Source organism: Natronococcus sp. JC468 (assembly GCF_012163165.1).
Taxonomy (GTDB): Archaea; Halobacteriota; Halobacteria; order Halobacteriales; family Natrialbaceae; genus Natronococcus; species Natronococcus jeotgali.
In genome coordinates, this window is record NZ_JAAVUO010000022.1 from 42,464 (window position 1) to 58,149 (window position 15,686).

Below are 15,686 nucleotides of genomic sequence, written 5' to 3' on the forward strand. Positions count from 1 at the left end.
GTCGCCGCACTCGCGGATCGTCCCGAGCGGTTTTCGACTCGAGAATTTCCAGCGATTCTGAGGGTTTAGTTTCCGAAACGGTTTTGTCCGAGACTGGTGAGTGTCCGCGTGGCACGACACTCATGTCACGAGATGGCACACCACGGCGGGCGGAGGGACAGGCGGGAGAACGGGCGGACGAACGGGGGACGCCCTCGAGGCTTCGGCGTCGGGCGTTCCTCTCGAGTGCGGGGGTCGCCGCGGGGGCGCTCGCGTTCGGGACGCCGACGGCTGCGGCCGCCGACTACCAGTCGGTTACGGACGTTCCCGGCTTTAGCTGTGATCACCCGCAGTTCACCTGCGGACGGGAGGTCACCGCCGCGGACGGGATGGTCTCGAGCGTCGACCCGATCGCCTCGGGGGTCGCGGCGACGGTGCTCCGCGAGGGGGGCAACGCCGTCGACGCGGCGATCGCCCTGCAGTACGTTCTGAACGTGACCCAGCCCCACGGCTCGGGGATCGGCGGCGGCGGGTTCATGGTCGTCTACGACGCCGACTCCGGGACGATCGAGTGCGTGAACAGCCGGGAGCGCGCCTCACAGACCGCGTCGCCGGAGCTGTACAGTCACGAGGGCGAGTACGAGCAGGACATCGAGACCGGCGAGGCGATGGGAACGCCGGGAACGGTCAAGGGCCTCGAGACGGCCCGACAGCGGTACGGGACGTGCTCGCGCCAGCGGTTGATCGACCCGGCGATCCGCCTCGCGCGCGAGGGGTTCACCGTCGACCGGTTCCTCGCCGAACAGATCGCGGAGAACACCGACAAGTTCAACGAGGCGGCTATCGAGACCTACAGCGACGAGCAGGGGAACCGCTACGAGGAGGGCGATACGATGACCAACCCGGATCTCGCCGACACCCTCGAGTGCATCCGGCGCCGGGGCGCCGACGGCTTCTACGAGAGCGCGGTCGCGGAGGATCTGGCCGCGACGATCCGGGAGTACGCTCGCGATCCCGACCAGGTCGTCGACGAGGACGATCTGGCGGCGTACGACGTCACGATCGACGAGCCGGTCCGCAAGGAGTGGCGCGACGTCGAACTCGTCGGGCAGCCGATGCCCAGCTCCGGCCCGACGGTCTGTGCGATGGTCCTGCGGATGCTCGAGTTCCTCGAGGTCGAAAACTACGATATCCGGTCGACGGAGAAGTACCACCTGATCGCCGACTCGATCTACTCCGCCTGGGCCGACCGGATGGAGTACATGGGCGACGACGAGTTCGTCGACGTCCCCGTCGACGAACTGCTCGCCGACGACTACCTCCGGTCGCGGGCCGACCCCATCGAGTTCGGGGATACCGTCTTCCCGGAGGACGGACCCATGGGCCCGGGCCAGCCCGGGGAGACGACCCACTTCTCGGTTATCGATAAGTGGGGCAACGCCGTCTCCTACACCTCCACGATCGAGCGGTTCATGGGGTCGGGCAAGATGGTGCCCGGACGCGGGTTCATGATCAACAACGAGCTCACCGACTTCGACGCCGAGCCCGGCGGACCCAACGAGCCCGGCGCCTGGAAGCGCCCGCTGAGCAGCATGAGCCCGATGATGGTGCTGCGCGACGGGACCCCGGAGTTCACGGCCGGCTCGCCGGGCGGGTGGTCGATCGTCAGCGCGACGCTCCAGGCGATCCTCCACCGCTACGCCTACGGACTGCGCCCGCTCGAGTCGATCACCGAGCCGACGATCTACACTCACTCCCTCGGCGGGGTCGAGTGGGACGAGGGCGTGCCGGCGGAGGCCCGCCAGACCCTCGAGGAGTGGGGCCACGACGTCGACGAGGAGCCGGGCGAGATCGGCAACGTCCAGGTCATCGCCAGCGAGGACGGCCTGCTGACCGGCGCGGCCGACCCGAACCGCGACGGGCAGGCGGTCGGTTTCGACCGCGCTCCCGGGAGGAGCTGCGACGACTGACCGCCCGGGCGTCCTCGGTCGTATACCTCCCCAACTGATCCGGAAGCGAAGTCGAGCTGAGAAAACCTTCTTTCCGCATGTGGATCGGTGAGCCGAATGGCTATCTTTATTCGGGCTGCATGCATTTGTGCATACGTGAGCACCTCAATCCGTCTGTCGGAGGAGGCGAAGTCGCGATTGGATCTATTCAAACGGGAGGACGAGAGCTACAACGACGTAATCCTCCGTCTCACGTCGGAAGATAAGTGGGTCGGATTCGGGATCGCGTCGAGCGATTCGGAGCGATCGAAGGAGGGGATGGAGGAGATTCGAGAGCAGATGCGAACCCGAATGGATCACCGCGTCGAGGAGATCGATCAGTGACAGTACTCGTTTTCGACAACAACCTCCTCAGCGACTACCTCAACGGCGTCGACGACGCGAGATCGTTCCTCGAAACACACGAACAGGATCCGTGGGGTGTGCCGTCTATCGTCCTCTTCGAAGCCCTCATGGGGGGTCTGTATGGATATATCGGCGCGACTCCGGAAGCGATCATCCACTCCGTAACGACCTCGATGGACGTCCTCGAGACCACCCGTGAAACGGCGATCGAAGGCCACGACCTCCAGCAAGCGCTCCAGAAACGAGGCGCCCCTGTGGATCAACTCGACGCGTTGATCGCGGCCTCCGCTCGAGAGCACGGCGGGCGATTCGCAACGGCTGAAAAGCAGTTCTGGACGGACGATGTCCGGGCCGTACTGGACGTCGAAGCGTACGATCCGCACTGACGAGGGGTGCGGGCTCGAGTCCGCTCTCGAGCGGCGACGCGAACCTATTTGGCGCGACGGCGACCACACTCGAGCGATGGTTTCCGACTGTTTCGACAAGGAGCGCTGGGAACCGGTCGAGGACGTCGACCGGGACTTTCGCGACATTACCTACCACCGGGCGGTCGACTCCGGGACGGTCCGGATCGCGTTCGATCGACCCGAGGTTCGCAACGCCTTCCGGCCGGGGACGGTCGACGAACTGTACGACGCACTCGAGCACGCGAAACGCCAGACGGACGTCGGCTGCGTGCTGCTGACCGGGAACGGCCCCTCGCCGAAGGACGGCGGCTGGGCGTTCTGTTCGGGCGGGGATCAGACGATCCGCGGGGAGGACGGCTACCAGTACGAGGGGGATGAAGAGCGTGCCTCGGAGCAGGGACGGCTGCACATCCTCGAGGTCCAGCGGCTCATCCGTCACATCCCGAAGGTCGTCGTCTGCGTCGTCCCCGGCTGGGCGGTCGGCGGGGGCCACTCGCTGCACGTCGTCTGCGATCTGACCCTCGCCAGCGAGGAGCACGCGAAGTTCCTCCAGACCGACCCCGACGTCGCGAGCTACGACGCCGGCTTCGGCTCCGCGTACCTCGCCAAACAGATCGGCCAGAAGAAGGCCCGCGAGGTCTTCTTCCTGGGGAAGACCTACGACGCCGCGGAGGCCGCGGAGATGGGGATGGTCAACGAGGTCGTCCCCCACGAGGAGTTAGAGGAGACCGCCTTGGAGTGGGGCGAGCGCATCAACGCCAAGAGCCCGACGGCGATGCGGATGCTCAAGTACGCGTTCAACATGACCGACGACGGGATGGTTGGCCAGCAGGTGTTCGCCGGGGAGGCGACCCGCCTGGGCTACATGACCGACGAAGCGAAGGAGGGTCGGGACGCCTTCGTGGAGGGCCGCGAGCCCGACTTCGACGACTACCCCTGGCACTACTGACTCGCCCGTCGTGAGCAACCGAAACGCTTTGTCCCGTCGCCGGCGGAGCCTCGAGCGTGTCCCTCCCCGGTCGATCCGCGCTCTCCCGCCGTGAGTACGGCCGCGCGCTGGTCGCCGCCGGCGGCGCCGCGGCGCTGAGCGCCTGCCTCGACGCAGTCGGCGAACCCGAGGGCGACCGCGCGGTGCCGACGGGAACGGACGACCCGTCGTCGCTGCCGGAGCGCCAGCACGCCTGGAACGAGTCCCTCTCGACGGACGCCGACGGGAACGTGCGGCCGGCGAAACACCACGTCTTCGCCGCGCTGTCGCTGGACGTCGACGACGTCGACGAGGACGCTCGAGCGACGACCGAGGACGCCCTCGAAACGCTCGAGCGAGCCTACGAGCGGAGCGCGGACGGACTGCTGTTCACGCTGGGGTACACGCCGTCGTACTTCGATCGGTTCGACGGCGACCTGCCCGATTCCGTCGACCTGCCCGAGCCGGAGCCGCTAGCGCCGGGCGAGGAGCTCGAATTCGACGGGTTCGACGCCGTGTTACACCTCGCGAGCGACCGCCCCGAGGTCGTCCTCGAGGCCGAGGCGGGGCTGTTCGGTGAGCGCGAGACGGTCAACGACGCCGCCCTCGCGGCGGACCTCTCGGAGGTCTTCGATCGGCTCCCCGAGCGCCGTCGGACGGGGTTCGTCGGCGAGGGGCTGCCGGCCGACCGCGCCGATGTCTCGGGCGTTCCCGAGTCGATCCCCGCGGACGCGCCCTTCTTCATGGGGTTTCGGTCGGGGTTCGCCGAGAGCCAGGCGGGCGAGGACCGTGTGACGATCGACGCGGGGCCGTTCGCCGGCGGGACCACCCAGCAGCTCTCCTCGATCGGGCTCCAGCTCGAGCAGTGGTTCGGCCAGGAGAACCACCGCCAGCGCGTCGCGAAGCTGTTCAGCCCCGACCACGACGAGGAGGCGGTCGGGGAGGTCGGCGAGGCGCTGGGGACGACCAACGGGCTGACCGACGAGCGCGTCGGGGCAACCGGGGACCACGCCCGCGAGCGAGGCGTCGTCGGTCACGCTCAGAAGGCCGCTCGAGCCCGCGAGGACGGGGAACCCCTGCTCCTGCGGCGCGACGTCAACACCGTCGACGGCGACCGCTCCGGAGTGCACTTCCTCTCGCTGCAACGGGAAATCGGCGACTTCGTCCGCGTGCGCGAGGCGATGACCGGGGCCGACCTCGAGGTTTCGACGGCCAACAGCGGTATCCGTCACTACCTCTTCGTCCGGCGGCGCGGGAACTACCTCGTGCCGCCGCGATCGCTGCGGGCGCTGCCGCCGGCGGCGCCGGACACCGCCGGGTAGGCCCCGATCCGCGATCGGAATGCCAACGTTGACACTTCCTCGAGTCGGAGTACTCCGACAATGAGTACGGCGGAGCTCGACATCTCGCGGACGAAGGCGTGGGTGATGGCCGCGCGCCCGCAGACGCTCCCCGCGGCGGCGGCCCCCGTTATCGTCGGGGTCGGCGTCGCGGTCGCGGAGGGCGTGTTCGCCCCGCTGCCGGCGCTGATGGCCTTCGTCGGCGCGGCGCTGATACAGATCGGGACCAACTTCGCGAACGACTACTACGACGCGGTCAAGGGCGCCGACACCGACGACCGCGAGGGGTTCACCCGGGTCACCCAGTCGGGACTGATCTCGGCCGAACGGGTCAAGCTGGCGACGATCGTCACCTTCGGGCTGGCGATCCTCTCGGGGACCTACCTCGTCTACGTCGGGGGTGTGCCGATCCTCGCGATCGGCCTGATCAGCGTTCTCTGCGGGTGGGCCTACACGGGCGGTCCTTACCCGCTGGGCTATCACGGCCTCGGGGACCTCTTCGTGTTCGTCTTCTTCGGACTGGTCGCCGTCACCGGAACCTACTACGTCCAGGCCGCGGCGGTCCTCGCCGACCCGCTGGCGACGACGATCCCCGAGGGGACGCTGACCCGCGAGGCCATCCTCGCGAGCCTGCCGATCGCGGGGCTCTCGACGGCCATCATCGTCGTGAACAACGTCCGCGACCTCGAGACCGACGCCGAGGCCGGAAAGCGGACGCTGGCGGTGCGACTCGGCTACCGGGGGAGCCGCCTCGAGTACGCCGGGTTGCTCGCGCTGGCGTACCTCGTCCCGGCGTGGCTCTGGCTGGGCGAGGGGTTCGGCCCTGCGGTGCTGGCGCCGATCGCGACGGTACCCTACGGGGCCCTGGTCGCCCGCACCGTCTTGACCCGCACCGACGGCGAGGCGCTCAACCCCGCCCTCGAGCGGACCGGGAAGCTGCTCGCGCTGTACGCCGTCCTGTTTGCCGGAGGGCTGGTGCTGGGATGAGCCGGTACGACCTCGAGTACCGCTCGTTCTCACTGTCGCTGGCCGACCCCCTCGAGACCGCCAGCGGCACGATCGAGTCCCGGGACGGCTTTCTCGTCCGCGTGAGCCGCGCCGACGGCGCGGTCGGCTACGGCGAGGCGACCCCGCTGCCGGGGTGGACCGAATCGCTCGCGGACTGCGAGGCCGCCCTCGAGCGCGCGCGGGATGCGCTCGATTCCGGCGACGAAGACGGCGCCCTCGAGGCCGTCGACGAGGCCGTCGCCGCCCGATACGGCGTTTCGCTGGCGCTCGCGGATCTGGCGGCTTCCAGTGAGTCGATCCCGCTGTACCGCTACTACGCGCCCGACGCGCTGGTCGCGCGGGTGCCGGTGAACGCGACCGTCGGCGACGGTTCCGTCGAGGAGACCGTCTCCGCCGCGCGGGACGCCGTCGAGCGCGGGTTTCGCTGCTGCAAGCTCAAGGTCGGCCGCCGAGACGTCGAGGCCGACGTCGAACGGATGCGCCGGGTACGGGACGCGGTCGGCCCGTCGGTCGAGCTCCGGGCCGACGCCAACGGCGCCTGGGACTACGAGGAGGCGCTCGCGGCGATCGAGGCCTTCGACGAGGACGACGTCGCGCTCGTCGAGCAGCCCCTCCCCGCGGGTGCCCTCGAGGGCCACGCCGAGCTCCGCGGACGGGGCGTCGGGATCGCCCTCGACGAGGGGCTTCTCGAACACGGCGTCGACACGATCTGCGAGGCTCGGGCCGCCGACGCCGTCGTCGTCAAGCCGATGGCGCTGGGCGGGCTCGACGTCGCCCGGCAGGTGACGACTTGGATGGCCGAGTTCGGCATCACGCCGCTGGTGACGACGACCATCGACGGCGTCGTCGCCCGCACGGGCGCGGTCCACCTCGCGGCGTCGCTGCCCGAGCTGCCGGCCTGCGGGCTGGCCACCGGCGACCTGCTCGCGGAAGATCTCGGCCGGGACCCCGTCCTCTTCGAGAACGGGGCCGCGGTCGTCCCCCAGGCCAAGGGGCTGGGCGTCGAGGGGGTGTGGGAGGCGTGACGCCCCTCGAGTGGCCCGCCCGCGATCCGGTGAGCCACCGCGTCGCCGCCACCCCGGAGCGGACCGCCCTGATCGACGCCGACGGGGACGCGTCGTGGACGTTCCGCGAGCTCGATCGACGGGTCGACGCGGCCGCAGCCGCGCTCCGGGACGTCCTCGAGACCCCGCGCGAGGCCCGGCTCGGATTCCTGCTCGATTCCCGTCCCGCGTTCGCGACGCTGTTTTTCGCCGCGATGCGGCTCGGGACGCCCGTCGTCCCGCTGAACGTCCGCGAGGCGGTCCCCGAACTCGTCGGGAAGGCCGAACGGACGAAACTCGAGGCCGTCGTCTGCGAGGCCGACACCGAGTCGGACGCCCTCGAGCTGGCCGACGAACGCGGCGGAATCCCGGTTCGATCCGTCGACGACCCGGGTTCGGATCGGGTCCGACCGATCGCGGTCGGCGACGACGCGGCCGACTCCCCGTCCCCGCCCGCGGCCGAACCAGCCTCGCTCGAGCCTGACGACGTCCAGCTGATCATGTTCACCTCCGGCACCTCCGGGGATCCGAAAGGAGTCAGGCTGACCGTCGGCAACCTGCTGGCCAGCGCGACGGCGTCGGCGTTTCGCCTCGGAGTCACCCGCGAGGATCGGTGGCTGTGCTGTCTCCCGATGTACCACATGGGCGGGCTCGCGCCCGTCGTTCGCTCGGTCCTGTACGGAACCCCGGTCGTCGTCCAGCGGTCGTTCGAGCCGCGGGCGACCGCCGACGCCCTCGAGTCGTTCGCGATCACCGGCGTCTCGCTGGTGCCGACGATGTGCAAGCGCCTGCTCGAGGACGGCTGGCGGCCCGCCGACTCGCTGCGGTTCGTCCTCCTGGGGGGTGCGCCCGCCTCGAGCGACCTGCTCGAGCGCTGTCGCGAGGCCGACGTCCCGGTCCACCCCACCTACGGGATGACGGAGACGGCCTCCCAGATCGCCACCGCGACGCCCGCGGAGACGGAGGCTCACGAGGGGACGTCGGGCCAGCCCCTGCTCGGGACCGACGTCGCCGTCGTCGACGAGGACGGCGAGGCGGTTCCCGCGGGCGAGGTCGGCGAGTTCGTCGTCTCCGGGCCGACGGTCACCCCGGGCTACCTCGAGCCCGAACACACCGAGGCCGCGTTTAGCGACCGCGGCCTCCACACCGGCGACGTCGGCTACGCCGACGCCGAGGGCCGGCTCTGGGTGCTCAACCGCCGGAGCGACCGGATCGTCACGGGCGGGGAGAACGTCGATCCCGGCGCGGTCGCCGACGTCCTGCGCTCCCATCCCGCGGTCGCCGACGCGGCCGTCGTCGGCCTCGCGGACCCCGAGTGGGGCGAACGGGTCGCCGCGCTGGTCGTCCCCGAGGGCGGCTCGGTCGACCTCGAGGACCTGCTCGAACGCTGCGACGACCGCCTGGCGGGGTTCAAGCGACCGAAGACGATCGGCCTGACGGCGTCGCTGCCCCGCACTCACTCGGGAACCGTCGACCGCGAGGCCGTACGGGCGCGGCTGCTCGAGTCCGGAACGGACGTCTCGACGCGGTCGCGGTCAGGGTGAGCGCGGGCGGTCGAACGGCTTCCATCGTCGAACTTCCCGCGGACTCGAGCGAGCGCACGCGAGTCGCGATCGTCCCTCCCGCGCTGCGGTGGCGCGCGCTGATCGATGACGAGCGAATAGCGAGTCATCGTTCAACGCTGTGCGAGGGATGAGCGAACGACCGCAGGGAGTGAGCGAATCGGCTGGGGAGGATGTGGAAATCTCCTGTGTCCAGTGGACTACTGCTCCCCGATACTCTTGGCCTCGGAAACGGTATGTTCCGGTCACCGAGCACGCTCTACCCATACATCACTAACATTCACCTTTTATGATATACCGGTGGCCAGTAGCGCTCCGATCGGCTCGAGTTCGCGATGTCTCGAGAGTAAACGCTCCCCTTCGATATCCCGCGTGCCGAACGCGACGTTAAGGCCTCGGCGTCCCTACCCCCGCCCGTGTGTACGCTCACCCTCGCCTGGCAGGTCTTCGAGGACGCACCGGTAGCGGTCGCCGCCAACCGAGACGAGTCCCTCGAGCGCGAGTCGGTTCCGCCGGGGGTCTACCGCGAGGAGCCCCGGATCGTCGCGCCCCGCGACGTCGAGGCCGGCGGCACCTGGATCGGCTACAACGAACGCGGCGTCTTCGCCGGGATCACGAACCGCTGGGGAACCCCCGAGCTCGCCGGCGAGCGCTCCCGCGGGCTGCTCGTGGCCGACGCCCTCGAGGCCAGTTCGGCCCGCGAGGCGGCCGCGACCGTCGACGCGGAGACCGAGAGCCGGGAGTACGACGGGTTCTACCTGGTCGTCGCCGACGAGCGCGACGCCGTCTGCCTGCAGTGGAACGGCGTCCTCGAGCGGACCGACTTCGAGCCGGGCGTCCACGTCGTCGTCAACGCCGCGGTCGACGACGACGTCCGGCTGCCGCCCGAGCGTCCCGAGATCGCCCGCGAGCAGGCCGACAACGCCCGCAGGGTGCGCGCCGAGCTGGTCCCCGACCGCGGAGAGGGCGTCGACGGCTGGCTCGAGCGCGCCGGGGGAGTGCTCGGCGACCACGAGTACGGCGTCTGCGTCCACGGCGACGGCTACGGCACTCGATCGTCGTCGCTGATCGCGCTCGGCGAGCGGTCGCGGTACGCGTTCGCGCCAGGACCGCCCTGCGAGACGGCCTACGAGCCCGTCGACCCGGAGCGTAACCGCGAAGGGCACATTTAAGCGGCTCGCGCCGCCTGATACAGGTATGCACGCACTTGCGCCCGTAGCGTCGCGCACGGGGTGGTCGCAGTGAGCGTCTCCGAGACCGAAGCCGAGCTCACCGAGGACGAACGGGCCGGCCTCGAGCTCGTCCGCGAAACCGGGGGCATCCACCAGAGCGACTTCTGGAAGGAGCTCGACGTCTCCTCGCGGAAGGGAAGTCGCATCGTCGAATCCCTCGTCGAGAAGGAATTGGTCGACCGCGAGGATACGATCTACAACGGGCACAACACCTACTACATCACGCCGATCGCCCGCGACCTCGATTTCACCCTGTTGATGGCGGGCGACATGCTCTCGCCGTTTATCGGCGAGGACGAGGTCGACCCCAACAGCGACGCCTTCTCGCAGTGGATCATGAACCTCGCGTACGAGGAGTAGTCCGCCTCGAGCGACACCGCGCGCTCTCGTCGTTCGCGATCCGTCTCGAGAGCCATCGCTACCGGTACCGATCCCCGTCGCGTTCGGTCGGACGCTTAGCGTGAGCGACCGCAGCCGTCGCGTCGAAAAACGAGTTGCGTCCCGGCGTTCATATACTGCTTCTCGTCCTGTCAACGTGATAGATACAGGGCAAACAGTTACCGAAGCGGCTATCGACCTATACGAAATATGCCATAAATCATCTGCGTGATTTAGAGTCTATATAACGCATTGACGATGCGTTCCGAATCGGAGTCAGCGTAACGTTACATACAGAGTCTTCGTTCAACAGTCTGGCACTGTTCTACGGGTCAGTGAAACGGAGGCTGCTGGGGTCAATACAGGAGAGCGGCCCAGCGGAGTTGGTGGTACACTACTCAGAACGAGGATGAACGTGTATCGAGAATCTCTCGTGGAGTTCTCTGGGCGATAATCATTCTTTTTGCTTGCCTTCGTTGTTCTCACTGCTTCCACCGAGAACCTGCGAAAGTGATCAGGAATGCGTGAAATATTCTAGACCCGATATAAATGCATTATTCGATTAAGAGAGAGGGCAATGCGGTTACAGGCCGTTGTTCATTTTCATGGTAGAAGATGCCATGACGATGGACAAGTGTTCACTCGTATGACGCAGAGAGACCACGACGATGACCGAGGCATCGACACTGAACCAAAATTCCACCTCCTTACGGGAGTTACCCCGCCGTTCGATACCAGTCGCTTCGGGCGTCTCCGGGCGTCGCTATCCAACCGTTCCGTTGAATCACCGGAATAGAGTACCAATGTCGAGAAACTACCACCCGAACCACCCCAACGTCGACCAATCGGATCGTACTGTTCCCAGAAATCTTCGTCAAACAGGTGACGCAGACGTTGACCTCGTGACCTCTACCCGGGTTCGGAAGTCACCGTTCTGGCACCTCTCCGTCGAGGAGGGGTGTCATCAGGCGACGGTTTACAACCACATGTATCACCCCCGCGCGTACACCGACCCAGAAGACGGAGGTGCGGAAGCCGGGTACGAGTTGCTGGTCAACCACGTAGCGCTATGGGACGTCGCAGTCGAGCGCCAGATTCGTGTCGTGGGATCCGATGCCGAGGCGTTCGTCAACTTCGTCATTACGCGAGACGCGACCGACATCGAGACGATGCGTGGCAAGTACGCCATCTGCTGCAACCAGGACGGCGGGATCCTCAACGACTTTGTCCTGTTGCGGCCCGACGACGACGAGTTCTGGTTCTCCATCGCCGACTCCGACCTGCTGCAGTGGTTGCAAGGGGTCACAGTCGGCAACGACTTCGACGTCGACATCGACGAGATCGACGTCTCGCCAATGCAGATTCAGGGGCCGAAATCGTCCGATGTGATGGAGTCGCTCATCGGTGATGCGGTCGAAGACGTTCCGTACTACGGACTGATGGAAGCGACTATCAACGACGTCCCGGTGCTGGTGAGTCAGACGGGCTTCTCCGGAGAGGCAGGGTTCGAAATATACGTTCGTGAAGCGACGAAGAACGCCGAGGCAGTGTGGAATCCAGTACTGGAAACGGTCAAAGACCACGGCGGTGCCGCGGCGCCAGTAAACGGTCGTCGACGTATCGCTGCCGGAATCCTGTCGTTGGGGCAGGATATGGACTACGAGACGTCGCCGTTTCAGGTCAACCTCGGCTACCAGGTCCCCGACGACAAGGACGTGGGCTACGTTGGCAAGGCCGAACTGGAACGTCAGAAGGACGCCATCGAAAACGGTGCGTTTCCGTTCACTCACAAACTGGTCGGTCTGAAAATGGCAGGCGAACCGATTCTGGAATGGCCCTCGGACTACTGGCTCATCTCGGACCCGGAGACGGGCGATGAATGTGGCTACCTGACGTCGGCGGGGTGGAATCCGGACCTCGAGACCAATATCGGCCTCGGATTCGTTCCAGCGGCGAAACTGCAGGCTGCGACCGACGTTTCGCTCGACGACTCGATATATGACGCGGACCTCGATGTGGAGTTTGCAGTCCACCTCCCGGACGAGTACGCTGAGGTGCCCGGCAAACCCGTGTATGCGACGCTGGCGAAAGTTCCGTTCAAAGAGTCAGTCAATCCCAGCGCCCGTGAACAGGCCAAAATTCACGCCAGGGACGATATAGACGATTGAGAGTCGTTTCTCCGAAGACAAGTTGTGATGGACTCAGCGGATTACGCGAGCGCGCTCGCGGCCCGGATCAGCCGTTCCTCGCCGAAGGCGGGGCCGACCAGCTGCAGGCCGACCGGGAGGCCGTCGGTCTCGCCCGCGGGGACCGAGATCGCCGGCAGGTCGGCGAGGTTGACCGGGACGGTGTTGGCGTCGGCGAGGTACATCTGGAGGGGATCCTCGAGGCTCTCCCCGCGCTCGAAGGGGGGAACGGGCATCGTCGGCGACGCGAGGACGTCCGCGTCCTCGAGGGCCTCGTCGAAGTCCTGTTTCACCCAGGCGCGGGCGTCCTGGGCCTTCTTGTAGTACTTGTCGTGGTAGCCGGCCGAGAGCGCGTACGTGCCAAGCAGGATCCGGCGTTTGACCTCGTCGCCGAACCCTTCCTCGCGGGCCTGCGAGAACGTCTCGTTCCAGTTGCCCTCGGCGTCGGCGTCATGGCCGTACCGAACGCCGTCGAACCGGGCGAGGTTCGAGGACGCCTCCGACATCGCGATCACGTAGTAGGCCTCGACGGCGTGTTCGACCGACGGTAAGGAGACCTCGTGGTATTCGGCGCCCCGGTCCTCGAGGGCGGCGATCGCGTCCCAGAACGTCTCGACGACGCCCTCGTCGGCGCCCTCGAGCAACTCGGTGGGGACGCCGATCTGCAGGCCGTCGACATCGCCCGTCGCGGCGTCGGCGTAGCTCGCCCCCTCGAGTTGCGGTTCGCACGTGGTGGCGTCTCGCTCGTCGCTGCCCGCGATGACGTCCAGCAACCGGGCGGCGTCTTCGACGGAGTTCGCGAACGGACCGATCTGCTCTAAGCTGTTGCCGTAGGCCACCAGTCCGTACCGCGAGACCAGCCCGTAGGTGGGCTTGATCCCGACGACGCCACAGAAGGCGGCGGGACAGCGGATCGATCCGCCGGTGTCGGAACCGAGCGCGAGGTCGGCCTCGCCGGCGGCGACGGCGGCCGCCGGGCCTCCCGCGGGGCCGCCCGGAACGCGACCCGGTGCAGCGGGGGTGGCCGTCGGCCCGAAGTAGGAGGGCTCGGGGGGCGGCCCCATCCCGAACTCGTCCATATTGGTCTTGCCGACGATCGTCGCCCCCGCGTCTTTGAGTCGTGAGACCGCGGTCGCGTCGTAGGGCGGGACGTACTCCTCGAGCATCCGGGAGCCGCAGGTCGTCCGGACGCCCGCGGTGGAGATGTTGTCCTTGACCGCGACGGTTCGCCCCGCGAGGGGACCGTCGTCGTCGCCCTCGATGCGCTCCTCGGTGATGAAGACGTTCTCGCTCATGAGACGTTGGGCCCCTTGAAGTAGCCGTCCTCGGTTTCGGGCGCGTTGCGCAGCGCCTCTTCCCGATCCAGCGAGTCCCGCTCCTCGTCGGGTCGCATCACGTTCGTGAGGTCTGCCTCGCGCTCGACCTCGGGCACCTCGTCGAGGGTCTCGAAGTACTCGAGGACGTCCGCGAACTGGCGGGTGAACTGGTCGACCTCCGCGTCGGTCAGGCCGACGCGAGCCAGCTCCGCGACGTGGCGGACCTCCTCGGCACTGACGGCGTCGTCGCTCATACCAGATCCCACCGGACTCCGGAGAGTAAGGGTTTCGATACCGCCGTCGCGTCCCCGTCGATACGCCCTGCCCCGGTAACCGCGCGTTACCGGCCCGAGCTCCGGAAGGACGACCGAAGTACTTAACACCGTCGATCCCGTGGAACGGGAACAGAACGTTCTCCGGTCGGCACTCGCGGCCGGATTCTCACCCCACGATGACAGACTCACGTATCCGGACCGGGAGCGGCGAGCGTCGCTCGAGCGAGCGCGAGGAGGCGGACGAACGGGCCGCCGAGCGCGAGCGGTGTCCGGAGTGTGGCGGTCGCCTGCGCTCCGACAGCGAGCGCGCCGAGACGGTGTGTCAGGACTGCGGGCTCGTCGTCGAGGAAGGCGAGATCGACCGCGGTCCCGAGTGGCGCGCGTTCGACGCAAGCGAGAAAGACGAGAAGTCCCGCGTCGGCGCGCCGACGACGAACATGATGCACGACCAGGGGCTGTCGACGAACATCGGCTGGCAGGACAAGGACGCCTACGGGCGATCGCTCTCGAGCCGTCAGCGCCAGAAGATGCAGCGTCTGCGGACCTGGAACGAGCGCTTCCGGACCCGCGACAGCAAGGAGCGCAACCTCAAGCAGGCCCTCGGCGAGATCGACCGCATGGCCAGCGCGCTCGGACTCCCGGAGAACGTCCGCGAGACCGCCAGCGTGATCTATCGGCGCGCCCTCGAGGAGGACCTACTGCCGGGACGGTCGATCGAGGGCGTCGCCACGTCCTCGCTGTATGCGGCGGCCCGCCAGGCCGGCACCCCTCGCAGCTTAGACGAGATCTCCGCCGTCAGCCGCGTCGAAAAAGACGAGATCGCCCGCACCTACCGCTACGTGATCCGGGAACTGGGCCTCGAGGTCCAGCCCGCCGACCCCGAGAGCTACGTGCCGCGGTTCGCGAGCGAGCTCGAACTCTCCGACGAGACCGAACGCCGCGCCCGTAGCCTCCTTCAGACGGCCAAGGAAGGGGGCGTCCACTCGGGGAAGTCGCCGGTCGGGCTCGCGGCTGCCGCGGTCTACGCCGCGGCCTTGCTCACCAACGAGAAGGTCACCCAGAACGACGTCAGCGAGGTCGCCAGCATCTCCGAAGTCACCATTCGGAACCGGTACCACGAGCTGCTCGAGGCCGAGGACGGTCCCGCGATCTGATTCGTGGAGCGGGATCTTCCGCGCTCGCGCCTACGTGCCGTCGTCGTAGAGCTCCGGGTTCGGTTCGCCCTCGACCTCGATGACCCCGAGCATCCCCTTGCGGACGACCCGCGAGAGCGCGTGATCGACGATTTTGACCGGTCCGGGGACGGGGAGCTCCATCTCGCCCGCGACGACGGATCCGGGCGCGACCGCGCTCGTCTCGACGTTCCGGCCGGGCTCCGAGAGCAGGTCGCCGTCGCGGTAATAGCGAGCCCAGACGTTCCCGATCGGGTGGAGCGCACTGGTCAGATTCGGCCCGCCGTTGGCGAAGTAGATCCGAACGGTCTCGCCGACCTCGGCGCGCATCGGCCCGTGACCCTCCTCGGTGAGGGCGCCGGCCTCGCCGTCCGTGTAGAGCTCGTGTTGCCCGACGTGAACCCACCCCGAGGTCAAGCCTCGGGGCTTCCTGCTTCCACGACGCGCTTTGCAGGAACCGAGAGGGT

General features: G+C 67.6%; 14 protein-coding genes and 1 pseudogene. 12 read left to right on the forward strand and 3 right to left on the reverse strand.

Translation table 11 applies throughout. The features are described 5' to 3' along the window. Positions 1-122: 122 nt before the first annotated feature. The 11 genes from ggt (at position 123) to GWG54_RS13505 (ending at position 12,438) form a co-directional block, all read left to right on the forward strand. Positions 123-1,949: a gamma-glutamyltransferase gene (gene ggt / locus GWG54_RS13455; RefSeq protein WP_167938263.1), complete on the forward strand. Its 1,827-nt coding sequence runs from the start codon at positions 123-125 to the stop codon at positions 1,947-1,949. A 135-nt stretch (positions 1,950-2,084) separates the two neighbouring features. Next, the gene (locus GWG54_RS13460) at positions 2,085-2,312 is read left to right on the forward strand and encodes an antitoxin VapB family protein (RefSeq protein ID WP_312854288.1); all 228 of its coding nucleotides are present in this window, start codon (positions 2,085-2,087) and stop codon (positions 2,310-2,312) included. Next, positions 2,309-2,719, forward strand: a complete 411-nt coding sequence (locus tag GWG54_RS13465) for a PIN domain-containing protein (RefSeq protein WP_167938265.1) — start codon at positions 2,309-2,311, stop codon at positions 2,717-2,719. The genes GWG54_RS13460 and GWG54_RS13465 overlap by 4 nt, the downstream gene beginning before the upstream one ends. 76 nt (positions 2,720-2,795) lie before the next feature. After that, positions 2,796-3,689 carry a 1,4-dihydroxy-2-naphthoyl-CoA synthase gene (locus tag GWG54_RS13470; protein ID WP_167938266.1) on the forward strand — a complete coding sequence of 298 codons (894 nt, stop codon included), beginning with the start codon at positions 2,796-2,798 and terminating at the stop codon, positions 3,687-3,689. 56 nt (positions 3,690-3,745) lie between these two features. After that, the gene (locus GWG54_RS13475) at positions 3,746-5,029 is read left to right on the forward strand and encodes a Tat pathway signal protein (RefSeq protein ID WP_167938267.1); all 1,284 of its coding nucleotides are present in this window, start codon (positions 3,746-3,748) and stop codon (positions 5,027-5,029) included. A 60-nt stretch (positions 5,030-5,089) separates the two neighbouring features. Further along, the gene (locus GWG54_RS13480; protein ID WP_167938268.1) at positions 5,090-6,034 is read left to right on the forward strand and encodes a 1,4-dihydroxy-2-naphthoate polyprenyltransferase; all 945 of its coding nucleotides are present in this window, start codon (positions 5,090-5,092) and stop codon (positions 6,032-6,034) included. Next, on the forward strand, positions 6,031-7,080 hold the full coding sequence (locus GWG54_RS13485; RefSeq protein WP_167938269.1) for a mandelate racemase/muconate lactonizing enzyme family protein: 1,050 nt from the start codon (positions 6,031-6,033) through the stop codon (positions 7,078-7,080). The genes GWG54_RS13480 and GWG54_RS13485 overlap by 4 nt, the downstream gene beginning before the upstream one ends. Beyond that, positions 7,068-8,642 (forward strand): AMP-binding protein, encoded by a 1,575-nt coding sequence (locus tag GWG54_RS13490; protein ID WP_312854289.1) that lies wholly within the window; start codon positions 7,068-7,070, stop codon positions 8,640-8,642. The genes GWG54_RS13485 and GWG54_RS13490 overlap by 13 nt, the downstream gene beginning before the upstream one ends. 434 nt (positions 8,643-9,076) lie before the next feature. After that, complete coding sequence (locus tag GWG54_RS13495; protein ID WP_167938270.1) at positions 9,077-9,832, forward strand: NRDE family protein; 756 nt, start codon at positions 9,077-9,079, stop codon at positions 9,830-9,832. A gap of 69 nt (positions 9,833-9,901) precedes the next feature. Next, positions 9,902-10,252, forward strand: a complete 351-nt coding sequence (locus GWG54_RS13500) for a MarR family transcriptional regulator (RefSeq protein WP_167938271.1) — start codon at positions 9,902-9,904, stop codon at positions 10,250-10,252. Positions 10,253-11,073: 821 nt separating this feature from the next. Continuing rightward, a complete protein-coding gene (locus GWG54_RS13505; protein WP_245242809.1) occupies positions 11,074-12,438 on the forward strand; it encodes a glycine cleavage T C-terminal barrel domain-containing protein in 1,365 nt (454 codons plus the stop codon). A gap of 41 nt (positions 12,439-12,479) precedes the next feature. On the opposite strand, the gene gatA is transcribed toward GWG54_RS13505, so the two are convergent. Together gatA and gatC are read right to left on the reverse strand one after the other, a co-directional pair. Further along, positions 12,480-13,751, reverse strand: a complete 1,272-nt coding sequence (gene gatA, locus GWG54_RS13510; RefSeq protein WP_167938272.1) for an Asp-tRNA(Asn)/Glu-tRNA(Gln) amidotransferase subunit GatA — start codon at positions 13,749-13,751, stop codon at positions 12,480-12,482. Beyond that, on the reverse strand, positions 13,748-14,026 hold the full coding sequence (gene gatC / locus GWG54_RS13515) for an Asp-tRNA(Asn)/Glu-tRNA(Gln) amidotransferase subunit GatC (protein ID WP_167938273.1): 279 nt from the start codon (positions 14,024-14,026) through the stop codon (positions 13,748-13,750). Before gatC ends, gatA begins: the two co-directional genes overlap by 4 nt. Positions 14,027-14,223: 197 nt before the next feature. Between gatC and GWG54_RS13520 the strand changes: the two genes are divergently transcribed. Then, positions 14,224-15,201 carry a transcription initiation factor IIB family protein gene (locus GWG54_RS13520; RefSeq protein ID WP_167938274.1) on the forward strand — a complete coding sequence of 326 codons (978 nt, stop codon included), beginning with the start codon at positions 14,224-14,226 and terminating at the stop codon, positions 15,199-15,201. A gap of 30 nt (positions 15,202-15,231) precedes the next feature. Here the strand turns inward: GWG54_RS13520 and GWG54_RS13525 are convergent. Beyond that, positions 15,232-15,686 (reverse strand): annotated as a pseudogene (locus GWG54_RS13525) (hypothetical protein); the annotation flags it as partial.